The following is a 19274-nucleotide window of genomic DNA, read 5'->3' as shown; positions in this document are numbered from 1 at the left end:
CGGGCCCCACGTCCGTATCACCCCAGGAGCGACTGGACCATGTACTTCACCGACCGCGGCATCGAGGAACTGGAGAAGCGGCGCGGCGAGGAGGAGGTCACCTTCGAGTGGCTCGCCGAGCAGCTGCGTACGTTCGTCGATCTGAACCCGGACTTCGAGGTGCCGGTCGAGCGGCTGGCGACATGGCTGGCACGGCTCGACGACGAGGATGACGACGAGTAGGACGAGTAGCGGGTCCCGTCCCGGGAGCAGGCCTCAGTCCCAGGCGCGCAGCCGGTCGTAGGCGAGGCCGAGCGCGCCGTGTACGACCAGGAGCGCGCCCGCGAGCGCCCAGCCGGTGCCGCGCCGGCGCAGGCCCCACACGGTGAGCGGGATGCCCACGGCGAGCTGGACCGCCGCCGCCGTGCGCGCCTTGGGACCGCGCAGCCAGGGCCCTATGGCGCTGCGTTCCACGACGTCGAGTTCCGCGCGGACGGCGTCGCGCCAGCCGGACCACTCGATGTGTTCGGCGCCGGGCTGCACGCGCGCGACCTCGCGCAGCCGGTCGGCGGGCTCCCCGGGGGTCAGGCCGGCCGGGAGAATCAGCCCCGCGCGCGTGAGGACCGCGAGCAGGCCGAGCAGACGGGCGCGGGAGTCCGCCCCGCTGTCGGACCGGGTGAGTTCCTCCAGGGACTGCATGTCCAGGACCGGGTCGAGGCCGAGGCGCCCGGCGAACGTGCGCATCGCCTCGTCCTCGCCGACAGGTGTGCCGTTCGCCAGCCATACGTAGCCGACGGGGCGGCGGAACCCCGACGCGAGGGTGTAGCCGCTGTGTTCGGCGTCCCACCACAGGGCGAGCACCGGCCAGGGGACGCTGACGGCGAGGGCCGCGGCCCAGCCCGCGAGGACGCTGTCGATCCGTTCGCCGTCGTGCAGCCAGGGCTTGCCCTCGGGGACCAGGACGCTCCACTCGGGTCCCGCCGGGGCGAGGAGCATGCGCTCGCGCAGGAGCTGGGCGGCGGGACCGGCGGTGGCGGGGTCGGCGCGGCACAGCAGCAGCGCTCCCGCGGCCCTGGCCTGCGGGGCGGGGGTGCCGGCGGAGTCGGCGGTGGCGTCGGACGGCATGAATCCAACGCTAGGTCAGTTCGTGCGGTTTGGCCCATGAATACCCCTGTACAGGGTGGCCCGTACGGCGGAATCCAGTCGCGACTGTCTTGACTTTCCGTATCCGCGATATATCGTGTCTTGCAAGGGTGCGATACAAGGCGTCCGCTCCCGATCCGTCCCGCCGAGGAGGTCGCACCATGCCCGAGTGGTCCGTGGCAGAGCCCCACAAGCTCGCCTTCGACGAGCCCGTGACGACGCTCCACGTACGCATCGTCAACGGAACGGTGAACGTCGTGGGCACCGACGAAGGTTCCACCCGCCTCGAGGTGTCCGAGATCGAGGGCCCGCCGCTCCAGGTGACCCTGGCGGACGGCGTGCTGACCGTCGCGTACGACGATCTGCCCTGGAAGGGCTTCCTGAAGTGGCTCGACCCCAAGGGCTGGCGCCGCAGCGCGGTCGTGTCCCTGGCGGTCCCGGCCGGTACGGGAGTCGAGGTGGGCGTCGTCGGAGCCGGCGCGGTCGTGTCCGGGATGCAGGGGCGTACGGAAGTCAAGGGCGTCACCGGCGACACGACGCTGGTCGGCGTCGCGGGCGATGTGCGCACGGACACCGTCTCCGGGAATGTCGAGGCCCAGGCGGTGACAGGGGACCTGCGCTTCAACTCCGTCTCCGGGGACCTGACCGTCGTCGAGGGCGCGGGCCCCTCCGTGCGGGCCGACTCGGTGAGCGGCTCGATGATCGTGGACCTCGACCCGGCCGCCCGGGCGACGGATGTGAACCTGACGAGCGTCTCGGGCGAGATCGCGATCCGTCTCCCGCACCCCGCGGACGCGGAGGTCGAGGCGAACACGGCGAGCGGATCCGTGTCGAACGCCTTCGAGGATCTGCGGGTCGGCGGCCACTGGGGTGCCAAGAGCATCACGGGCAGGCTCGGCACGGGCCGCGGAAAGCTGAAGGCGACGACGGTCTCCGGATCGATCGCGCTCCTGCGGCGGCCTCCGGCGGAGGACGACGCCCATGCTCCCGCCACGGGCGCCCCCGTCGAGCACTCCCCCGCCGACTCCCCCTCCGCCCCTGACGCCGCCACCGGCGGCCCGGCCGACAAGAAGGTGCTCTGACATGGCCCCCGTCTTCGCCCACGGCCGACTGCGCCTCTACCTCCTGAAGCTGCTCGACGAGGCCCCGCGCCACGGGTACGAGGTGATCCGGCTCCTGGAGGAGCGCTTCCAGGGCCTGTACGCGCCCTCGGCCGGCACGGTGTACCCGCGCCTGGCGAAGCTGGAGGCCGAAGGGCTGGTCACTCACACCACGGAGGGCGGCAGAAAGGTCTACTCGATCACCGACGCGGGCCGCGCCGAGCTGGCCGACCGCAGCGGTGAACTGGCCGACCTGGAGCTGGAGATCCGCGAGTCCGTGGCGGAGCTCGCCGCCGAGATCCGGGACGACGTGCGGGGCGCGGCGGGCGATCTGCGCCGCGAGATGCGCGCGGCCGCCTCGGAGGCGCGGAACGGTTCGGGGACGACCACGCGCAAGAGCGAGCGGCCGGGCCCGTTCGGCGACTTCCAGGACTTCGGGGACAAGGAGGCGTGGCGCGCGGCCAAGGAGGAGCTGCGCCGCGCCCGGCAGGAGTGGAAGGAGCAGGCGCGGCGCGCGAAGGACGAGAGCCGCCGGGCCCGCGAGGAGGCCCAGCGGGCCCGCAGGCAGGCCAAGGAGGCGCAGGAGCAGGCGCGCGAGCAGGCGCAGGAGCAGGTCCAGCGGCTGGCGAAGCGGGTGCAGGACCAGGTCCAGGACCACTTCGCGCAGGGCGACTGGCCCACGGGGGTCCGGGAGGGCCTGACCGAACTGGCCAAGGAGTTCGGTGACTTCGGCAAGTACTTCGGCAAGGAGCCGGGCGGCGCGGCCCGTTCGGACGGCGCCGGGCCCGAGGTGCGGGTCACCCATGGCGACATCCCCGCGGAGTATCTGCCGTCGTGGAGCCACGAGGACTCGACCGGCGACCCGGCCCGTGATCTGGACCGCCTCCTCGACCGCTTCCGCGACGACATCCGCGACACGGCCAGGGACCGCGGGGTGACGGAGGACCAACTCCGTGAGGCCCGGCGCCGGTTGTCGGAGGCGGCGGCACACATCGGGGCGTCCTTGCGGACACCCAAGGGCTGACCCGCGCGACGTCCGGGGACGGGACGGGTCGAGGGGCGCGCCGCCCCTCGACCCTCACGGATCCGCAAGGTCAGACAGGATCCAGCAAGGTCAGACCGTCAGACCGTCAGCACGATCTTGCCGAACTGGCCGCCGGCCTCCATCCGCTCGAAGCCCTCGCGGGCGCGGTCCAGCGGGAGGGTCTCGTCGATCACGGGGCGCACACCGGTGGCCGCACAGAACGACAGCAGGTCCTCCAGCTCGTCCTTCGAGCCCATCGTCGAGCCGACGATCTTCAGCTCCAGGAAGAAGACACGGGTCAGCTCGGCGTGCGAGGGACGGTCACCGCTGGTGGCACCGGAGATGACGACCGTGCCGCCGGGCCGGAGCGACTTGATGGAGTGCGACCAGGTGGCCGCGCCGACCGTCTCGATGACGGCGTCCACGCGCTGCGGCAGCCGCGCACCCGACTCGACGGCCTCGACGGCGCCGAGCTCCAGGGCACGCTTGCGCTTGGCCTCGTCACGGCTGGTCGCGAAGACCTTGAGACCGGCCGCCTTGCCGAGGACGATCGCGGCCGTGGCGACCCCGCCGCCGGCGCCCTGCACGAGCACGGAGTCACCGGGACGCACACCGGCGTTGGTGAACAGCATGCGGTACGCCGTCAGCCACGCGGTCGGCAGGCAGGCCGCCTCCTCGAAGCTGAGCTCCTTCGGCTTGGGCAGTACGTTCCACTCGGGCACGGTCACCTGCTCGGCGAAGGTGCCCTGGTACTTCTCGGTGAGGATGGACCGGCCCTCCCGGGGCCCGACCCCGTAACCGGCCTGGCCGATGACGGAGTGCAGGACGACCTCGTTGCCGTCCTGGTCGATCCCGGCGGCGTCGCAGCCGAGGATCATCGGGAGCTTGTCCTCACCGAGTCCGACCCCGCGCAGGGACCACAGGTCGTGGTGGTTGAGGGAGGCGGCTTTGACGTTCACGGTCGTCCAGCCGGGGCGGGCCTCGGGGGCCGGGCGATCCCCCAACTCAAGGCCGTTCAGCGGCTGGTCACGGTCGATTCGGGCGGCGTAGGCAGCGAACATGACCTTGACCCTAGGTCCGCCGGGTGCCGTGCGGAACACCGTAGGGCTGTGACACGCGCCGCGCCCCGTGCCCCACGGAGTCGATCCGTGGCGCACGGGGCGCGGTCGGGGCCTGCGGCGTGATCAGCGTCGGGCGACGCCCTCGGCGCGCGCGGCGGCGGCGACGGCCGCGGTCACCGCGGGAGCGACCCGCTCGTCGAACGGCGAGGGGATGACGTACCCGGCGTCCAGGTCGTCACCGACCACGTCGGCGAGCGCGTCCGCAGCGGCGATCTTCATGCCCTCGGTGATCCGCGACGCCCGCACCTGGAGCGCACCGGCGAAGATGCCGGGGAAGGCGAGGACGTTGTTGATCTGGTTCGGGTAGTCGGAGCGCCCCGTCGCGACGACCGCCGCGTACTTGTGGGCCACGTCCGGGTGAACCTCGGGGTTCGGGTTGGCCATCGCGAAGACGAAGGCGCCGGGCGCCATCGAGGCGACCGCGGGCTCCGGGACCGTACCGCCGGAGACGCCGATGAAGACGTCCGCGCCGGCGAGCGCGGTCTCGAGCGAACCCGTGATGTTGGCCTTGTTGGTGATCTCGGCCAGCTCGCGCTTGACGTCCGTGAGGTCCTCGCGGTCCCGGCTGACGATGCCCTTGCGGTCCGCGACCGCCACGTCGCCGAGCCCCGCCTCGAGGAGGAACTTGGCGATGGCGACACCGGCCGCGCCGGCGCCCGAGATCACGGCGCGCAGCTCGCCGAGCGTGCGCCCGCTGAGCTTGGCCGCGTTCTTCAGCGCCGCCAGCGTGACCACGGCGGTGCCGTGCTGGTCGTCGTGGAAGACCGGGATGTCGAGCCGCTCCTGGAGCCTGCGCTCGATCTCGAAGCAGCGCGGCGCCGAGATGTCCTCGAGGTTCACACCGCCGAACGAGGGAGCGAGGCGGACGACGGTCTCGATGATCTCGTCCGTGTCGGTCGTGCCGAGCGCGATCGGCACCGCGTCGACGCCGCCGAACTGCTTGAACAGGATCGCTTTGCCCTCCATCACCGGGAGGGACGCCTCGGGACCGATGTCCCCGAGGCCGAGCACCGCGGTGCCGTCGGTGACGACGGCCACGACGGACGATTTCCACGTGTAGTCGTGGACGAGCTCGGGATTCTCCGCGATCGCGGAGCAGACCTTCGCGACGCCCGGCGTGTACGCCAGGGACAGGTCGTCCTTGTTGCGCACCGGCACGGTGGCCTGCACGGCCATCTTGCCGCCGCGGTGCAGTGCGAAGGCCGGATCGAAGGGCTCTTCGGTGCTTTCGTTGCCGGTATGCGCCGGGCCCGCACTGGCCTGGCCGGAACCGGCGTCGCTGCGAGGATTGACGATCTCCGCTGCCACTTGTATGACCCCTTAAGTCTTAATCATCAGTTGAGGGTGGGTCCGCTCCTGGTTGAGGAACGGGCGGGCACCGCGTATGACCCACGTGTCGGGTGTCTTGCACTCGTACGGGTCAGTACGCGATGGGCGCGCCGCACGCGCGCCCTGAGCCCCGGATGAGGGGTGTAAAGAACCTTCTTACCTGACGGACGCCACCTCGGACGAGTCCATTTGTGATCGATCACAGCGCGGTGACATGACTCATAGCCGAGGATCCGGATATTAGGGGCCGGACCTCAAGTCGAGCTCAAAGCCGATGGGGCGTCGCTCACATGGTGAGACGCGAGCCGCGGGGCCGCAGATCTTCCGGCCTGATGGCGCTGTCGCCGCAGATATTCGCTCGCCCGTTGGGGCGATGTACCGACCTGTCGGGGTTCGGGAGCGGTACGGGGGTAACCCGTTATCCGATTTTGACATAGGAGGGGCCCTGAATGGCCCGGTCCGAATGGCAAGATGCCGTAATCACACGAGGTCGCGACACTCGAAGATGTGTGCCGGATCTCTGCATCGGCTACTCCCTCACCCTGCCGGAGGAACCAGAAATGACCGCAAGCACCACCCGTCGTTCGACCGCTGCGAAGTCCGCGAAGTCCCGGATTGCCGTGGTCGGCGCGATCGCGGTCGCAGGCACTCTGCTGCTGTCCGGCTGCGGTGACCAGACCAAGGACAAGAGCGCGCCCGCCGACTCCACCAAGAGCGCCCCGCTCGCGGACAAGCTCCCCAAGGAGATCCGCGACAGGGGCGTCATCAAGGTCGGTTCGGACATCGCTTACGCGCCGGTCGAGTTCAAGGACAAGTCCGGCAACACGGCGGGCATCGACCCCGACCTCGCGGCCGCCATGGGCAAGCAGCTCGGGGTGAAGTTCGAGTTCCAGAACGGCACGTTCGACACCCTCATCACCGGTCTGCGCTCCAAGCGCTACGACATCGCGATGTCGGCGATGACGGACACCAAGGACCGGCAGAACGGTGTCGACTCCGACACCGGCAAGAAGGTCGGCGAGGGCGTCGACTTCGTGGACTACTTCGACGCGGGCGTCTCGATCTACACGCCGAAGGGCAAGACCCAGGGCATCAAGACCTGGGACGACCTGTGCGGCAAGAAGATCGTCGTCCAGCGCGGCACGGTCTCGCACGACCTGGCCAAGGCGCAGGCGAAGAAGTGCCCGGCCGGCAAGAAGCTCGCCATCGAGTCCTTCGACGACGACCAGCAGGCCCAGACCCGACTGCGCTCGGGCGGCGCGGACGCCGGCTCCTCCGACTTCCCGGTCGCCGCGTACGCGGTGAAGACCGCGGGCGGCGGCAAGGACTTCGAGATCGTCGGCGACCAGGTCGAGGCCGCCCCGTACGGCATCGCCGTCGCCAAGGGCAACGACCAGCTGCGGGACGCCCTGAAGGCGGCGCTCGACGCCGTCATCAAGAACGGCGAGTACGAGAAGATCATCGCGAAGTGGGGCGTCGAGGCGGGCGCGGTCAAGGAAGCCACCGTCAACGGCGGCAAGTGACCGCACCCCTCTCGTCACCCAGCCGTTTGAAAGGCAACACCCGTGTCTGTTGACATAGACAAGACGGACGGGCCCGAGGACGTCCCGACGCCCAAGGCGGGACCCGAGGCCATCAGGGCCATCCCGGTCCGGCACTACGGCCGCTATGTGGCCGCGGTCGTCGCGATCGCCGTCCTCGTCGCGATCGTCTACGCGTTCGCCCAGGGCAAGATCAACTGGGGTGCGATCCCCGACTACTTCTTCGACAACCGCATTCTCAAGGGTGTCGGCCAGACCCTGCTGCTGACGGCGATCTCCATGATCATCGGCGTGGCGGGCGGTGTCCTGCTCGCCGTGATGCGCCTGTCACGCAACCCGGTGACGTCGTCGATCGCCTGGTTCTACATCTGGTTCTTCCGCGGGACGCCGGTCCTGGTCCAGCTGTTCGTCTGGTTCAACCTGGGCCTGGTCTTCGAGTACATCAACCTCGGTCCGATCTACAAGGACTACTGGTCCTCGTTCATGACGCCGTTCCTGACGGCGCTGCTCGGACTCGGCCTGAACGAGGCCGCGTACATGGCCGAGATCTGCCGCGCCGGTCTGCTCTCGGTCGACGAGGGCCAGACGGAGGCCTCGCACGCCCTCGGCATGAGCCACTCCAAGACCCTGCGCCGGATCGTGATCCCGCAGGCGATGCGGGTGATCGTGCCGCCCACGGGCAACGAGGTCATCAACATGCTGAAGACGACCTCGCTGGTGTCGGCGGTGCAGTTCTACGAACTCTTCCGCTACGCCCAGGACATCGGCCAGAACTCCGGCGCACCGGTGGAGATGTTCTTCCTGGCCGCGGCCTGGTACCTGGTGATGACATCGGTCCTGAGCGTCGGCCAGTACTACCTGGAGCGCTACTACGCCCGCGGCTCCAGCAGGTCGCTTCCTCCGACGCCGTTCCAGAAGATCCGGGCCAACCTGCTGTCGCTCGGCCGGCCGAAGGGAGCCGTGTGATGACCACCAACGCCATGGTGAAGGCCGAGGGCGTCCACAAGTCCTTCGGCCACGTCGAGGTCCTCAAGGGCATCGACCTGGAGGTCAAGGAGGGCGAGGTCTTCTGCCTCATCGGCCCCTCCGGCTCCGGCAAGTCGACGTTCCTGCGGTGCATCAACCACCTGGAGAAGGTCAACGCCGGCCGGCTCTACGTCGACGGCGAGCTGGTCGGCTACCGGCAGAAGGGCGACAAGCTCTACGAGCTGAAGGACAGCGAGGTCGCGCTCAAGCGCCGGGACATCGGCATGGTGTTCCAGCGCTTCAACCTCTTCCCGCACCTGACGGCGGTGGAGAACGTCATGGAGGCGCCGGTCCAGGTCAAGCGCCAGTCCCGGTCACAGGCGCGGCAGCGGGCCAACGAGCTCCTGGAGCGTGTGGGCCTCGCCGACAAGGCGGGGAACTACCCCTCGCAGCTGTCCGGCGGCCAGCAGCAGCGCGTCGCCATCGCGCGGGCCCTCGCCATGGACCCGAAGCTGATGCTCTTCGACGAGCCGACCTCGGCCCTCGACCCCGAGCTCGTCGGCGACGTCCTCGACGTGATGCGTGACCTCGCCGAGTCCGGCATGACGATGATCGTCGTGACGCACGAGATGGGCTTCGCGCGCGAGGTCGGCGACAGCCTCGTCTTCATGGACGGCGGCGTGGTCGTCGAGTCGGGCAACCCGCGCGACGTCCTGACGAACCCGCAGCACGAGCGCACGCAGTCCTTCCTGTCGAAGGTGCTGTAGCTCCGCGTACGCAGAAAGAGGGGGCGGTACGGACCTGGTGTCCGTACCGCCCCCTCCCTTGTGCGCGGGGCTACTTGACCGCGAGCACGAGTGCGTCCGAGGGCGAGCGCCACACGGGGCGGGCCTCGGCGAACCCGGCGGCGCGCAGGGTGCGGGCGTGCCAGTCGGCCGACGGGGTCTCGCCGTCGGCGTGCTCCCCGTAGATCTCGAAGCGCTTCGCGGTGGGCCCGGCGAGTACCGGGTCCTTGGCGGCGAGGGCCCACCACTCGGCCCAGTCGAGCGCGCCGGAGGCCTTGGCGCGGTCCATCTGCGCGTGGCGGTGGGCGCGTTCGGCGGCGTTGATCCGGGGCGTGGTGTCGTCGATCATGTGGTCGGCGTTCATGAAGACACCGCCGTCGCGGACGAGGCCGGCGATCTGTCCGTAGAGGGTGGCGAGCGGCTCGTTGTGCAGCCAGTGCAGGGCGGTGGCGGTGAGGACGGCGTCGTACGAGGTGTGCGGCAGCCGCGCGGCCCAGTGCGGGTCCTTGAGGTCGGCGGTCACGAAGGTGACGCGGTCGTCGCCCGCGAAGGTGCCCTCGGCGATGGCGAGCAGCGCGGGGTCGAGGTCGACGCCGACGCTGGTGGCTCCGGGGAACCTCTTCAGGAGCCGGTCCGTAATACTTCCCGTACCGCACGCGAGGTCGAGCACGCGCGGCGTGGGCCCGGCGAAGGCCTCCACCATGTCGAGCATGACCCGCAGCCGCTCCTCGCGGTCGGGCATGTACCACTCCTGCTGCCGGTCCCAGCTGTCCTGCCAGGCGCGCCAGTCGGCGGTGACTCCGGCGGTTTCCGTAGATCCCGTCATCGAGAACCCTCCCGTACGTAATACCCTCGAAGCAAGAGCAGCTATTACTCCCGTCACTGACGAAGATAGACCGCCCCGGTAAGGACTACAAGTGGAACTGGCCTATTACTCGGACTACGCCGTGCGTCTGGTCAACAGCGAGGAGCCGGGGCGTGGCAAGGACTCCCTGACCACGGTCGAGGCGGTGCGCGACCTGTTCGGCGCGAACCAGTCGGCGGCCCGGCGCGCCACGGACGCCGACCTGACCCGCTTCCGCGGCGTACGGGCGCGCCTGCGCTCGGTGTTCGAGGCGGCGGACGGCGGCGACGAGACGCTCGCGGTCGACCTGCTGAACTCGCTCCTCCTGGAGTTCCCGGTGAGCCCGCAGATCTCCGGGCACGACCACCGGGACGACGACGACCGCCCGTTGTGGCACATGCACCTCGCGGACCACCCGTCGAACGCGACAGCGGGATACGCGGCGATCGCGGCGATGGGCCTCGCCTTCCACCTCACGGAGTACGGCGTGGACCGCCTCGGGCTGTGCGAGGCGTCGCCGTGCCGCAACGCCTACCTGGACACGTCGACGAACCGCTCCCGGCGCTACTGCTCGGACCGCTGCGCGACCCGCGCCAACGTGGCCGCCTACCGCGCCCGCAAGCGCGCCGAGGCGGACCGGTCGGACAGCACGGGGCGCAGCGCCGAGAAGGCCCACGAGGCCACGGCCGCCACGGACCGCTGACGCTCACCCTCCACCCACGGCTTGCGGCGGCGCAGGCGCCCGCGGACCTTGGCGAGCACGAGGTCGTCGGGCACCGCCCCGTACACCTCGCTGTCGCCACCGGCGTCGGGGTTGTCGCCGAGCACCCACCAACCCCCGTCCCGCCGCGCGGAAATCCGCTTCACCACGAGCAGATCCTGCTGGAAGGGGTGCCGCAGAATGACCACGTCGCCCGGGCGCACCCGGGCGCCGTGCTGCACGAGCATCCAGTCGCCCGGATACAGCGTGGGCACCATGGACGGCCCGTCCACCTCGATGATTTGGAACGGCACCCTGGCCTCCCGCGTCTCCTTTGCCGTCTCAGGCATCAGACATCCTCCCCGGTTCCGCCCGCCGGTCCTGCGGTCCCATCCTCCACCAGTCCCGGTCTGGCCCTGGACTTTTGTCCTAAGCCCATGGGGGCACCCGAGAAAACCCCTCTGTCACGGAGTAATGTCCCACCTGAGAAGACGATCACGAGGAAGGACAGCTACATGCTTTCCCGCCTGTTTGCCCCCAAGGTGAAGGCCAGCGCGCACTGCGACCTGCCGTGCGGCGTGTACGACCCGGCCCAGGCCCGCATCGAGGCGGAGTCGGTCAAGGCCGTCCAGGACAAGATGGCCGCCAACGACGACCCGCAGTTCCAGACGCGCGCCATCATCATCAAGGAGCAGCGCGCCGAGCTCGCCAAGCACCACGTGTCGGTGCTGTGGAGCGACTACTTCAAGCCCCCGCACTTCGAGAAGTACCCGGAGCTCAGCCAGCTGGTCAACGACACCCTGAAGGCCCTCTCGGCCGCCAAGGCGTCGAGCGACCCGGCGACGGGCCAGAAGGCTCTGGACTACATCGCCCAGATCGACAAGATCTTCTGGGAGACGAAGAAGGCCTGATCTTCGATCATGCCTTTTGACCTGCGATTCCTCAGGTCGCAGTGTCTCCTGGTCCGCACCCGGTCCGCGCAGGACGCCGAGAACGGCGTCCATGGCGGTCCGGGTGCGGTTTTTTTCGCCCGGCCACAGATGGGCGTACGAGCCGCGACATGATGACGGCGCACGCGTGACCGGGGGTCAGCCGGGCCTGCTCGACGCTCACTCCGCCGGCCATGAGGGCGAAGACGCCTTCCGGCGACGGTGGTTGAGAGGCTCGGCGGCGGTCGTTGAGGGGCGCGCCCTCCTCCGCCGTGAAGAACGGCCCGCCCCTGGCCGCCGTGCCGAGTTCTTTCGTCACCCACGGCAGGCCAGGGCTTGATCCCTGCGGCCTGCGCGCCTGGCGGGCCGCGAGCGGGTCAGGAGAGCCAGTCGGCGTAGCGGGTGGGGGCGAGGTGAGCGTTCTTGTCGGTGAGGACGTCCCCCTTGACGGCGCCGAACATACCGGCGGTGGGGTCGGTGACGACGGTGCGGTGGTCGCCCTTGTGGGACAGGGTGATGCGGCCCAGCTCGTCCAGGGTGAAGATCTCGGGGCCGCCGATGTCGCGGATGCCGTTCAGTGGCGCGCCGGCGGCGACCTGCGCCACCTCCTCGGCCACGTCCTTGGCGGCGATCGGCTGGATCGGCGTGGCGGGCAACCGAACGGTGTCGCCGTCGGCCGTCCACGACAGAGCGGCATCCATGAACTCCATGAACTGCGTCGCCCGGACGATCGAGTAGGGAACCGACGCGTCCACGAGGAGCTTTTCCTGGAGCACCTTGGCCCGGTAGTAGTCCAGCTCCGGCACCTGGTCCACACCGACGATCGACAGGATGACGAAGTGGCCGACGCCGCCCTTGCGGGCCGCGGCGAGAAGGTTGTCCATCGAGGCCTGGAAGAAGGCCGGGGAGGCTTCGTCGAAGGTCGGGGAATTCGTCAGGTTGACGACGACGTCGGCTCCCGCCACCGCCTCCTCCACTCCCCGGCCGCTGATGACGTCGACTCCGCTGGACTTCGAGTGCGGTACCGCCTCGTGCCCGGCAGCGTTCAGGTTCTTGACGACCTGCGAACCGATCAGGCCGGTACCGCCGATGACTGCGATCTTCATGACATGCCTTTCGTGGGAGTACATGCGCAATGTGGCACATGAACGCATATGTGGACGCAGCAAGAAACGGCGCCTCGACCAGTTGAAGAGGTGGACGGCGTCACGGACCGTCGACGAACGTGACCGTCTCCTCGAGCGGCGCCCGGCTCGCACGGGCGTCACTCACCGTGACGTCCTCGAATCCGATCGACATGCCACAGAAGAGCATGAGCTCGTCCGGGGGTGACACGACCTCCGCAACGGTCCGGTGGAACTTCGCCCATGCCATCTGCGGGCAGCTGTGCAGCCCTTCGGCGCGAAGCAGCAGCATGACGGTCTGCAGATACATCCCGACGTCGGACCATTGGGGCCGCCCCAGGTCGCGGTCGATGTAGCAGAACAGGGCGGCGGGCGCACCGAAGCAGTCCCAGTTCGCGGCAGCGGCCCGCTGACGCGCCTCCGTGTCCTCCCGCGGGATGCCGAGCGCTCCGTAACGCTGCTCGCCGAACGCGAACCGGCGCTCGCGGTAGGGGGACGTCAGTGCGGGCGGGTACATCTCGTACTCCGGCTCGTCCCAGGAGTCACCTGCGGCCAGGCGCTCACCGCAGCGCTTCTTCAGCTCGACCAGCGGCGCACCCGTCACCACAAAGGCGTGCCACGGCTGGAGGTTCGAGCCGGACGGCGCCCAGGCCGCGGCGGACAACACGCGCTCCAGCGCCTGCCTCGGGACGGGCCGGCCGGTGAATCCGCGCACCGCCCGTCGAGTGGTGACCGCCTCATAGGCGTCCATGATCACCCTCCTCCTTCTGTTCAAGGGGATCGCCTTCGCTACACTCACGATGGTATCAATCGCGACTATCTCGTGTGCAACCATCATCGAGCATGAATCCCCGGCCCCTGGTTCCCCGCCTCGGGCACCATTGATTGGAGAAAGTCCATGGCCACGCTGCTGCACATCGACTCGTCCGTGTTTCCCGGCGAGGCGTCCTCGTCCCGTTCGGTCACGGCCGCCTTCCGCAGGACCTGGGAGGAACAGCACCCGCAGGGCACGGTGATCTACCGCGACCTCGCCGCGAACCCCGTCCCGCACATCACCGCCGACGCCTGGTCCGCCGGTTACACCGCCCCGTCCGGGCGCACCCCGGAACAGTCCGCCGCGTTCGCCGCGCGCGTGAAGCTCATCGAGGAGCTGGAACGGGCGGACGCCGTCCTGATCGGCGCACCCATGTACAACTACGCGATCCCGTCGACCCTCAAGGCATGGCTGGACAACGTGCTCCTGCTCGGCCGCACGGCGGGCGAGACACCCTCCGCCCAGGGCACACCCGTCATCGTCATCGCCAGCCGCGGCGGCTCCTACGCTCCGGGTACTCCGCGCGAGGGATACGAGTTCGTACAGAACTACCTGGAGGCCGTGTTCACGGGCACCCTCGGCCTGGATCTCGACTTCATCGTCACGGAGCTCACCATGGCACCCCGCAACCCGGCCATGTCCGAACTGGTCCCCCTCTACGAGGCCTCCCGCCGGCGCGCCTTCGAGGACGCGACCGCCAAGGCCAAGGAACTCGCGGAGCGCCTCGCCGCGTAACCCCCGGGCCCGCAGACGCCGCGTGACGGCTCACCCCAGGACGTCGCGCGGCCCCCTCAGCACCTGCGCGCGCTCCGGCGGTACGGGTGGCGCCGTGACCCCGGGCCGACCGCTTCGGTGCTTACGCGTCCCCGCCCTCGGGATAGGTGATCCGAGTCAGCAGATCCGTCAGCTGCGCGGACTCGCCGGGCCCCAGGTCGAGAACCAGGCGCCCGGCCAGCGGTTCCGCCGCCGCGTGGGCCGCGTCGAAGAGTTCGAGCCCCTGAGGCGTGATCTCCACCGCCCGCGCCCGCCGGTCCCCCGGAACGGCCTTGCGTACAGCCAGCCCCTTGCGCTCCAGGTCGTCCACGACCCGCATGATTCCGGCCTTGTCCGAGCCCGTCGCAGCCGCCAGGTCCCGCTGCACCGTGGGCCCATGGTTGACCAGCTCGATCAGCACGGCGAAATGCCTCAGCTCGATGCCGAGCGGCCTCAGCGCCTCGGTCATCACCGCGGCCGCGCGCCAGTGCGCCCGGCGCAGCAGCAGGCCGAGAGCGAAAGGGGACGTGTCCCCCGGGCGATCGGTCGCACGCGGGGTGGCGTCTTGGTGAGGAGCGTCAGCGGCCATCAACACAAAATACCAGCCATCGACTCATTCGATACGGTATCGCTCGTGACCAAGTGCGCCGCATCGACGAAGAAGGCCGGACGCCATCACGTCACCTGTCCGACAGCACCCGGCTCCACCCGGCGTCCGCGTGGAGCCGGGTGCTGTCGGCGTCTTCGGCCCCCTCGGGTAGCGTCGCCCGGATGGACCACTCGCGTCGCCCCCGCATCCTCTACGTCACCGATCTCGCCTACCCGGCCCGTGGCCGCCGCTACTGCGACGAGGACATCGCCCTCTCGGCGCGGCTTCGCGAGGACTTCGACGTGGCGCTGTGCCATCCGCTGGACGCCGCCGCGCTGATGGACGGCTTCGACGCGGTCGTCGTGCGCAACAGCGGGCCCGTGCTGCACTACCAGGCCGCCTACGACGCGTTCCGCGAGCAGGCGCTCGCGCGCGGGGTGCGGGTCTACAACGCGCTGTCCGGGAAGGCCGACATGGCGGGCAAGGGGTATCTGCTCGACCTGACCGCGGCCGCGTATCCCGTCATCCCGACCGTCGCCCGCGCCGCCGATCTCCCGCTGCTGCCCGAGGCGGACGAGTACGTGGTCAAGCCGCTGCTCGGCGCCGACTCCATCGGTCTCGAGTTCGTCGGCCGCGAGGCGCTGCCCGGCCTGGAGTTCGACGGCATCCTCGTCCAGCCGCGGATCCGCTTCCGGTACGAGGTGTCGTTCTACTTCGTCGACCGCACTCTCCAGTACGCCCTGTACGCGCCCCGGCCGGACGAGCGGTGGGTCCTCGAACCGTACGAACCCACCGACTCCGACCGGGAGTTCGCGCAGAAGTTCGTCGACTGGAACACCATCGGCCACGGCATCCAGCGCGTGGACGCGTGCCGCACGCCGGAGGGCGAACTGCTCCTGGTCGAGCTGGAGGACCTCAATCCGTATCTGTCCCTGGACCTGGTCGACGCGGGCACACGGGACGCGTTCGTGGCGGCGATGGCGGACTCGCTGCGGGGGCTACTGGCCGACGGGGCCTGAGGAGGACGGCCGGCTGAAGCGGAGCTTGTCCTTCTCGCGGGCGCCCAGGCGCCGGTAGAAGCGGATCGCCCCGTCGTTCCAGACCGGCGTCTGCCACTGGATCTCGCCGATCCCGAGCGCTCGGGCCTCCGCGGCCACGGCGTCCATGAGGAGCGGTCCGAGGCCGAGTCCGCGGTGGCCGGGGCGGAGGTACAGGCAGTCCATGTGGAGGTACTCGAACCCGTCCCAGGTGGAGATCGCGGGCTCGCAGGTCGCGTAGCCGGCGAGCGGGCCGCCGGCGGGCTCCGCGACCAGGCAGCGCAGGCGGGGCGTGGCGGTGGCGAACAGGAGCGTGTGCAGACGGTCGGCGAGGCCGGGCGCCGGCGGGTCCGCCTTCTCGTACGCGGCGTGTTCCGCGGCGAGTCGGGCCACTTCGGGCAGGTCGCCGGGCCGGGCGTGCCGGACGCTCACCTGTGCGTCGGTCACCGGGCGTCCTCCTTCGTGACGTCCGCGGACCAGGCCGCGAGGCGGTCCGCGAGGGGGCCTTCGCCGTCGAGGACGTGGCGGGTGAACGCGGTCCGCTCGTGGGCGAGTACGGCCGCCTCCCAGACGCAGGGGGCGAGGCCGGTGCGGCCGGGCCGCAGCAGTTCCGGGTGGCCCGCGGGTCCGGTGAAGACCGCCAGGTCGGACATGTGACCCTCGATCCAGGTGTGGACGAGGACGTAGTCCCCGTCTCCCCCGGCGTGCAGCAGGACCACGGCGAGGCCGAGCGAGCCCCGGACGGCACCGAGCGCCAGATGGGCGTCGACGAGCGGCGTGACCGCGGCGACGTCCCGCTCCGTCACCGCGCGCCCCGGCGCCTCGACGGCGTACGTCTTGACGAGGTGACCGCCGTGCTCACCGCTGCCCAACGGGCGTACGGCGCGGGCGTGGTGGCCGTCGGCGAGGACGAGGAGCGCGTCCTGGTCGACGGCCACCGGGAGGGCCGGTACCGCGGCTGTGTTCTCCGTGTGGTCGGACATGGCCCCATCATGCAGGGCCGGGGGTTCAGGCGTCCGTCCTGTCACGCGGTCGCCGGGGCGCGAGGAACAGCGCGGCGAGCGCCGAACCTGCGGCCACCAGGAGGGAGTTGACGAGTACGGCCGTGGAGACTCCGGACAGGACCGCGTCCGGACCGCTCGCCCCGCCCATGCGGGCCGTGGCGATCGCGCTCATCACCGGGATGCCCAGGGTGATCCCGACCTGCTGGGTCATGGTCGCGAGGCCGGTGGCGAGGCCCTGCTCCTCGTCGGGCAGCCCGGAGGTGGCCGTCACCATGAAGCCGACGATCACCAGCATGTTGCCGATGCCCCCGACGAACGTGGCGGCGAGGAGCAGCCAGATCCAGGCCCCCGACGTGCCGAGCGCCACCAGGGCGAGCGTGGCGACGGCCTGGACGGCGCCGCCGACGACGATCGTGGTCCGGTTGCCGAGGCGTCCGACGGCGCGGCCGCCGAGCGTGCCGCCGATCACGGTGCCGAGCCCGAGGACACCGAAGGCGAGCCCGGTCGCGAGCGGCGAGTAGCCGAGGACTTCCTGGAGGTAGAGCGTGAGCAGGAAGACGAGGGACGTCTCGGTGACGAAGGCGATGAGCCCGGCCGCGTTGCCCCAGATCACGGTGCGCCGCTTGAGGATGCGGAGCGGTACGAGGGGCGCGGCGGCCCGCTTCTCGACGAACCGGAAGGCGACGAGGAGCGCGGCTCCGGACAGGAGCGGGGCCAGGGTCGCGGGGGCGCCCCAGCCGGTCTCGCCGGCCTGCGTGAGCCCGTAGACGAGGAGCAGGAGTCCGCCGGTGACGGTCGCGGCGCCCGGTACGTCGAGACGCGGGCGGCGGTCGGGGCGTGAGTCGGTGATGACGGACGGGGCGAGGACGAGGACGAGCGCGGCGACGGGGACGTTGACGAAGAACGCCCAGCGCCAGGAGAGCAGGTCGGTGAGGAGCCCGCCGAGGATGGCTCCCGCGGTGAACCCGGCGGACATCAGGGCGCCGTTGAGGCCGAGGGCGCGCTCACGCAGCGGCCCCTCCTTGAAGGCGGTGGTCAGGAGGGCGAGCCCTGCCGGGGTGACGGCCGCCGTCGCGAGCCCCTGCAACACCCGTGCCACGAGCAGGATGTCGGGCGAGGTGGCGAGGCCGCCGAGGAGCGAGGAGGCGCCGAGGACCGCCATGCCGGCGAGGAACAGCCGCTTGCGGCCCACGAGGTCGGCCACGCGGCCGAAGAGGAGCGTGAATCCGGCGGCGGCGAGCGCGAACGCCGTGGCGATCCACTGGAGACGGGAGAGCGGGAAGCCGAGCCCCTCGCCGACGACGGGCAGCGCGACGTTCAGGATCGAGAAGTCCACGGCGATCATGAACTGAGCGCCGAGGAGGAGGGTGAGGACGAGCTTCTGGCGGGCCGTCATGCGCGGGGATGGTGCGACGGCCGGGGCGGGGGCGGTCTGCGTGGGCGCCGACATGGGGCACTCCTTAAATGGTTCTGCGTTCCCGTTAAGGCACCCCAAACGTAGCAGCACGGAGGGCCTTAAGGGAACTACAGTCCCGTTACTTGGTGGCGAGCACCTCGCGCATGTTGTCCCGCACCGCCTCCTGGCCCCGGCGCACCGACTCGTACGCGGACCTGTGGCGCGCCAGGTCGGTCCGCTGCTCCTTCGACAGCACGGACCACCACACCCCGGCCGTGTTGTGCTCGCGCTTGCACTCGACGTCGGCGACGGCCGTGTTCCGCTCGCGCCGCGAATGCGAGGTGTTGCCACCGTTGCCGCGCTTCCACGCCTTGTCGCGGAAGGCGTCGTCGGGGGTGGCGTACCGCTTGAGCCCCTTGTCCACGACGCACTGCGACCAGGCCTTGAGCACCTGCCTCATCCGCCTGTCCTTCATGGCCGCCTTCTCCAGGACGACCTCCCGCCGCGCGACGTACGCCCATGTCCGGCGTATGTCGCGCACGCCGCGGTAGAGGCGCGTGTCCGCGCGGCCCAGACAGCCCTCCTCGGGGACACGCCTGCCGAGGATCGTCGGCCTCCCGCCCGTCCGGTGCCCCCAGTAGACGTACGACTCGTCGACCGTCATACGACGCCCCGCGGGCTCGACATCGACGTCCCGCTTCGGGTCCCAGCCGTATCCCCAGCGCCGCGCCTTCTCCAGATCGAACTCCCCCGCGGGATCCTGGTTCACGGCCACGATGGCCAGCGCGCCGGGATTCGGGCTCTTCGGGTCACGCGGGAAGTCGGCGAACCCGAAGTCCCGCATGCACCGCTGGGCGAGGAGCCTCTGGGCGCGCTTGAGCGTGCCGTACGCCTCGTCGTCCTCGGCGGTGAACTGGTAGCGGTGCAGCGGTAGTTCGGGCATGTCCTTCGCCTCGCGGACGATCGGGACTCCGTCCGCCGTCCGCTGCCCGCCGGGCGGCGCACCGTCGCACCCCGCCAGCAGGATCATTGCCACCGCCGCCGCGACCCCTACGGGGCCGCCCCCTCGCCGTACGCGCACCGAACCCCCTCGGCC

At 70.4% G+C, this 19274-nt stretch carries 22 protein-coding genes; 10 read left to right on the top strand and 12 right to left on the bottom strand.

The window, feature by feature from the left end; genetic code table 11:
- Nucleotides 1–39: 39 nt before the first annotated feature.
- Nucleotides 40–222 carry a DUF6104 family protein gene (locus LGI35_RS29160; RefSeq protein WP_019075209.1) on the top strand — a complete coding sequence of 61 codons (183 nt, stop codon included), beginning with the start codon at nucleotides 40–42 and terminating at the stop codon, nucleotides 220–222.
- Between the two features lie 33 nt (nucleotides 223–255).
- Here the strand turns inward: LGI35_RS29160 and LGI35_RS29155 are convergent, their stop codons facing one another.
- Nucleotides 256–1104, bottom strand: coding sequence for a hypothetical protein (locus tag LGI35_RS29155; RefSeq protein WP_227297188.1), 849 nt, complete (start codon nucleotides 1102–1104; stop codon nucleotides 256–258).
- Nucleotides 1105–1283: 179 nt separating this feature from the next.
- Here LGI35_RS29155 and LGI35_RS29150 point away from each other — a divergent pair, with 179 nt between their 5' ends.
- Nucleotides 1284–2204 (top strand): DUF4097 family beta strand repeat-containing protein, encoded by a 921-nt coding sequence (locus LGI35_RS29150; RefSeq protein WP_227297187.1) that lies wholly within the window; start codon nucleotides 1284–1286, stop codon nucleotides 2202–2204.
- A 1-nt stretch (nucleotide 2205) separates the two neighbouring features.
- On the top strand, nucleotides 2206–3246 hold the full coding sequence (locus LGI35_RS29145) for a PadR family transcriptional regulator (protein WP_227297186.1): 1041 nt from the start codon (nucleotides 2206–2208) through the stop codon (nucleotides 3244–3246).
- Nucleotides 3247–3344: 98 nt separating this feature from the next.
- Here LGI35_RS29145 and LGI35_RS29140 read toward each other — a convergent pair whose 3' ends face one another.
- Complete coding sequence (locus LGI35_RS29140) at nucleotides 3345–4307, bottom strand: zinc-binding dehydrogenase (protein ID WP_116513425.1); 963 nt, start codon at nucleotides 4305–4307, stop codon at nucleotides 3345–3347.
- 123 nt (nucleotides 4308–4430) lie between these two features.
- Nucleotides 4431–5675, bottom strand: a complete 1245-nt coding sequence (locus LGI35_RS29135) for an NAD(P)-dependent malic enzyme (protein ID WP_227297185.1) — start codon at nucleotides 5673–5675, stop codon at nucleotides 4431–4433.
- 581 nt (nucleotides 5676–6256) lie between these two features.
- Between LGI35_RS29135 and LGI35_RS29130 the strand changes: the two genes are divergently transcribed.
- Genes LGI35_RS29130 through LGI35_RS29120 form a run of 3 tightly spaced genes read left to right on the top strand, consistent with a single transcriptional unit; the run spans nucleotide 6257 to nucleotide 8970 of the window.
- Nucleotides 6257–7219, top strand: coding sequence for an ABC transporter substrate-binding protein (locus LGI35_RS29130; RefSeq protein ID WP_227297184.1), 963 nt, complete (start codon nucleotides 6257–6259; stop codon nucleotides 7217–7219).
- A gap of 42 nt (nucleotides 7220–7261) precedes the next feature.
- A complete protein-coding gene (locus LGI35_RS29125; protein ID WP_227297183.1) occupies nucleotides 7262–8203 on the top strand; it encodes an amino acid ABC transporter permease in 942 nt (313 codons plus the stop codon).
- On the top strand, nucleotides 8203–8970 hold the full coding sequence (locus LGI35_RS29120) for an amino acid ABC transporter ATP-binding protein (RefSeq protein WP_279348653.1): 768 nt from the start codon (nucleotides 8203–8205) through the stop codon (nucleotides 8968–8970). The genes LGI35_RS29125 and LGI35_RS29120 overlap by 1 nt, the downstream gene beginning before the upstream one ends.
- 70 nt (nucleotides 8971–9040) lie before the next feature.
- Here the strand turns inward: LGI35_RS29120 and LGI35_RS29115 are convergent, their stop codons facing one another.
- On the bottom strand, nucleotides 9041–9814 hold the full coding sequence (locus tag LGI35_RS29115; protein WP_116510054.1) for a class I SAM-dependent methyltransferase: 774 nt from the start codon (nucleotides 9812–9814) through the stop codon (nucleotides 9041–9043).
- A gap of 91 nt (nucleotides 9815–9905) precedes the next feature.
- On the opposite strand from LGI35_RS29115, the gene LGI35_RS29110 reads away from it, so the two are divergent.
- Nucleotides 9906–10535, top strand: coding sequence for a CGNR zinc finger domain-containing protein (locus tag LGI35_RS29110; RefSeq protein ID WP_227297182.1), 630 nt, complete (start codon nucleotides 9906–9908; stop codon nucleotides 10533–10535).
- On the opposite strand, the gene sodX is transcribed toward LGI35_RS29110, so the two are convergent.
- Entirely contained in the window at nucleotides 10439–10882 is a 444-nt protein-coding gene (sodX, locus tag LGI35_RS29105; RefSeq protein WP_227297181.1) for a nickel-type superoxide dismutase maturation protease, read from the bottom strand. The two genes, LGI35_RS29110 and sodX, sit on opposite strands and share 97 nt — an antisense overlap.
- Before the next feature lie 165 nt (nucleotides 10883–11047).
- Between sodX and sodN the strand changes: the two genes are divergently transcribed.
- Nucleotides 11048–11443 (top strand): superoxide dismutase, Ni, encoded by a 396-nt coding sequence (gene sodN, locus LGI35_RS29100; RefSeq protein WP_116510060.1) that lies wholly within the window; start codon nucleotides 11048–11050, stop codon nucleotides 11441–11443.
- Nucleotides 11444–11838: 395 nt separating this feature from the next.
- Here sodN and LGI35_RS29095 read toward each other — a convergent pair whose 3' ends face one another.
- Entirely contained in the window at nucleotides 11839–12567 is a 729-nt protein-coding gene (locus tag LGI35_RS29095) for an SDR family oxidoreductase (protein ID WP_227297180.1), read from the bottom strand.
- Between the two features lie 100 nt (nucleotides 12568–12667).
- Nucleotides 12668–13336, bottom strand: coding sequence for a nitroreductase (locus tag LGI35_RS29090; protein ID WP_227297179.1), 669 nt, complete (start codon nucleotides 13334–13336; stop codon nucleotides 12668–12670).
- A gap of 147 nt (nucleotides 13337–13483) precedes the next feature.
- Between LGI35_RS29090 and LGI35_RS29085 the strand changes: the two genes are divergently transcribed.
- Nucleotides 13484–14134 (top strand): FMN-dependent NADH-azoreductase, encoded by a 651-nt coding sequence (locus LGI35_RS29085; protein WP_227297178.1) that lies wholly within the window; start codon nucleotides 13484–13486, stop codon nucleotides 14132–14134.
- Between the two features lie 121 nt (nucleotides 14135–14255).
- Here the strand turns inward: LGI35_RS29085 and LGI35_RS29080 are convergent, their stop codons facing one another.
- The gene (locus tag LGI35_RS29080) at nucleotides 14256–14741 is read right to left on the bottom strand and encodes a MarR family winged helix-turn-helix transcriptional regulator (protein WP_227297177.1); all 486 of its coding nucleotides are present in this window, start codon (nucleotides 14739–14741) and stop codon (nucleotides 14256–14258) included.
- A gap of 182 nt (nucleotides 14742–14923) precedes the next feature.
- On the opposite strand from LGI35_RS29080, the gene LGI35_RS29075 reads away from it, so the two are divergent.
- Nucleotides 14924–15760, top strand: a complete 837-nt coding sequence (locus LGI35_RS29075; RefSeq protein ID WP_227297176.1) for an ATP-grasp domain-containing protein — start codon at nucleotides 14924–14926, stop codon at nucleotides 15758–15760.
- On the opposite strand, the gene LGI35_RS29070 is transcribed toward LGI35_RS29075, so the two are convergent.
- The 4 genes from LGI35_RS29070 to LGI35_RS29055 form a co-directional block, all read right to left on the bottom strand.
- Nucleotides 15740–16225: a GNAT family N-acetyltransferase gene (locus tag LGI35_RS29070; protein ID WP_227297175.1), complete on the bottom strand. Its 486-nt coding sequence runs from the start codon at nucleotides 16223–16225 to the stop codon at nucleotides 15740–15742. The genes LGI35_RS29075 and LGI35_RS29070 overlap by 21 nt on opposite strands.
- Nucleotides 16222–16761: a hypothetical protein gene (locus tag LGI35_RS29065; protein WP_227297174.1), complete on the bottom strand. Its 540-nt coding sequence runs from the start codon at nucleotides 16759–16761 to the stop codon at nucleotides 16222–16224. Before LGI35_RS29065 ends, LGI35_RS29070 begins: the two co-directional genes overlap by 4 nt.
- A gap of 25 nt (nucleotides 16762–16786) precedes the next feature.
- Nucleotides 16787–18232: an MFS transporter gene (locus LGI35_RS29060; RefSeq protein WP_227297173.1), complete on the bottom strand. Its 1446-nt coding sequence runs from the start codon at nucleotides 18230–18232 to the stop codon at nucleotides 16787–16789.
- Between the two features lie 85 nt (nucleotides 18233–18317).
- Nucleotides 18318–19259, bottom strand: a complete 942-nt coding sequence (locus LGI35_RS29055) for a hypothetical protein (protein WP_227297172.1) — start codon at nucleotides 19257–19259, stop codon at nucleotides 18318–18320.
- Between the last annotated feature and the right edge of the window lie 15 nt (nucleotides 19260–19274).

It is taken from the genome of Streptomyces longhuiensis (assembly GCF_020616555.1).
GTDB classification, from domain to species: domain Bacteria; phylum Actinomycetota; class Actinomycetes; order Streptomycetales; family Streptomycetaceae; genus Streptomyces; species Streptomyces longhuiensis.
Note: the sequence above shows the minus strand (reverse complement) of the source record. Positions and strands in the feature narration are given on the sequence as shown.

Bases quoted from the DNA above. Each gene is read 5' to 3' on its own strand.
- LGI35_RS29075 (WP_227297176.1), top strand. From the start codon at position 14,924: ATGGACCACTCGCGTCGCCCCCGCATCCTCTACGTCACCGATCTCGCC.
- LGI35_RS29145 (WP_227297186.1), top strand. From the start codon at position 2,206: ATGGCCCCCGTCTTCGCCCACGGCCGACTGCGCCTCTACCTCCTGAAG.
- LGI35_RS29090 (WP_227297179.1), bottom strand. From the start codon at position 13,336: ATGGACGCCTATGAGGCGGTCACCACTCGACGGGCGGTGCGCGGATTC.
- LGI35_RS29080 (WP_227297177.1), bottom strand. From the start codon at position 14,741: ATGGCCGCTGACGCTCCTCACCAAGACGCCACCCCGCGTGCGACCGAT.
- LGI35_RS29085 (WP_227297178.1), top strand. From the start codon at position 13,484: ATGGCCACGCTGCTGCACATCGACTCGTCCGTGTTTCCCGGCGAGGCG.
- LGI35_RS29150 (WP_227297187.1), top strand. From the start codon at position 1,284: ATGCCCGAGTGGTCCGTGGCAGAGCCCCACAAGCTCGCCTTCGACGAG.
- sodX (WP_227297181.1), bottom strand. From the start codon at position 10,882: ATGCCTGAGACGGCAAAGGAGACGCGGGAGGCCAGGGTGCCGTTCCAA.
- LGI35_RS29130 (WP_227297184.1), top strand. From the start codon at position 6,257: ATGACCGCAAGCACCACCCGTCGTTCGACCGCTGCGAAGTCCGCGAAG.
- LGI35_RS29160 (WP_019075209.1), top strand. From the start codon at position 40: ATGTACTTCACCGACCGCGGCATCGAGGAACTGGAGAAGCGGCGCGGC.
- LGI35_RS29120 (WP_279348653.1), top strand. From the start codon at position 8,203: ATGACCACCAACGCCATGGTGAAGGCCGAGGGCGTCCACAAGTCCTTC.
- LGI35_RS29060 (WP_227297173.1), bottom strand. From the start codon at position 18,232: ATGTCGGCGCCCACGCAGACCGCCCCCGCCCCGGCCGTCGCACCATCC.
- LGI35_RS29065 (WP_227297174.1), bottom strand. From the start codon at position 16,761: ATGTCCGACCACACGGAGAACACAGCCGCGGTACCGGCCCTCCCGGTG.
- sodN (WP_116510060.1), top strand. From the start codon at position 11,048: ATGCTTTCCCGCCTGTTTGCCCCCAAGGTGAAGGCCAGCGCGCACTGC.
- LGI35_RS29095 (WP_227297180.1), bottom strand. From the start codon at position 12,567: ATGAAGATCGCAGTCATCGGCGGTACCGGCCTGATCGGTTCGCAGGTC.
- LGI35_RS29155 (WP_227297188.1), bottom strand. From the start codon at position 1,104: ATGCCGTCCGACGCCACCGCCGACTCCGCCGGCACCCCCGCCCCGCAG.
- LGI35_RS29115 (WP_116510054.1), bottom strand. From the start codon at position 9,814: ATGACGGGATCTACGGAAACCGCCGGAGTCACCGCCGACTGGCGCGCC.
- LGI35_RS29140 (WP_116513425.1), bottom strand. From the start codon at position 4,307: ATGTTCGCTGCCTACGCCGCCCGAATCGACCGTGACCAGCCGCTGAAC.